This window comes from Arthrobacter psychrolactophilus (genome assembly GCF_003219795.1).
Classification (GTDB): Bacteria; Actinomycetota; Actinomycetes; order Actinomycetales; family Micrococcaceae; genus Specibacter; species Specibacter psychrolactophilus.
Genome location: NZ_QJVC01000044.1, coordinates 1 through 1102, shown reverse-complemented (window position 1 = coordinate 1102; position 1102 = coordinate 1). Strand labels below are relative to the sequence as shown.

1 protein-coding gene is annotated in these 1102 nt (G+C 48.4%); it reads left to right on the top strand.

The genetic code is table 11. The annotated features are described in order from the left end of the window. The first annotated feature begins 90 nt into the window (after positions 1 to 90). Complete coding sequence (locus CVS30_RS18675; RefSeq protein ID WP_104122823.1) at positions 91 to 849, top strand: matrix protein 1; 759 nt, start codon at positions 91 to 93, stop codon at positions 847 to 849. The last annotated feature ends 253 nt before the right edge of the window (positions 850 to 1102 follow it).

Genomic DNA, 1102 nt, shown 5'->3' with positions numbered 1-1102 from the left:
CACCTCCTGTAGTCGCTCCCTCGATTACAGCGGAGACAGCAACGCCGCCTTTTTTACGCGTGATCAGCAAAAGCAGGTAGATGTTTAAAGATGAGTCTTCTAACCGAGGTCGAAACGTACGTTCTCTCTATCATTCCATCAGGCCCCCTCAAAGCCGAGATCGCGCAGAGACTTGAGGATGTTTTTGCAGGGAAGAACGCAGATCTCGAGGCTCTCATGGAGTGGATAAAGACAAGACCAATCCTGTCACCTCTGACTAAGGGGATTTTAGGGTTTGTGTTCACGCTCACCGTGCCCAGTGAGCGAGGACTGCAGCGTAGACGGTTTGTCCAAAACGCCCTAAATGGGAATGGAGACCCAAACAACATGGACAAGGCAGTTAAATTATACAAGAAACTGAAGAGGGAAATGACATTTCATGGAGCAAAGGAAGTTGCACTCAGTTACTCAACTGGTGCGCTTGCCAGCTGCATGGGTCTCATATACAACAGGATGGGGACAGTAACTGCAGAAGGGGCTCTTGGATTGGTATGTGCCACTTGTGAGCAGATCGCTGACGCACAACATCGGTCCCACAGGCAGATGGCAACTAGTACCAACCCACTAATTAGGCATGAGAATAGAATGGTACTAGCCAGTACTACGGCTAAGGCTATGGAGCAGATGGCTGGATCAAGTGAACAGGCAGCGGAAGCCATGGAAGTCGCAAGCCAGGCTAGGCAAATGGTGCAGGCTATGAGAACAGTCGGGACTCACCCTAACTCCAGTACAGGCCTAAAGGATGATCTTATTGAAAATTTGCAGGCCTACCAGAACCGGATGGGAGTGCAACTGCAGCGGTTCAAGTGACCCACTCGTTGTTGCAGCTAACATTATTGGGATATTGCACCTGATATTGTGGATTCTTGATCGTCTTTTCTTCAAATGCATTTATCGTCGCTTTAAATACGGTTTGAAAAGAGGGCCTTCTACGGAAGGAATGCCTGAGTCTATGAGGGAAGAATATCGGCAGGAACGGCAGAATGCTGTGGATGTTGACGATGGTCATTTTGTCAACATAGAGCTGAAGTAAAAAACTACCTTGTTTCTACTGATCACGCGT

Bases quoted from the DNA above. Each gene is read 5' to 3' on its own strand.
- CVS30_RS18675 (WP_104122823.1), top strand. From the start codon at position 91: ATGAGTCTTCTAACCGAGGTCGAAACGTACGTTCTCTCTATCATTCCA.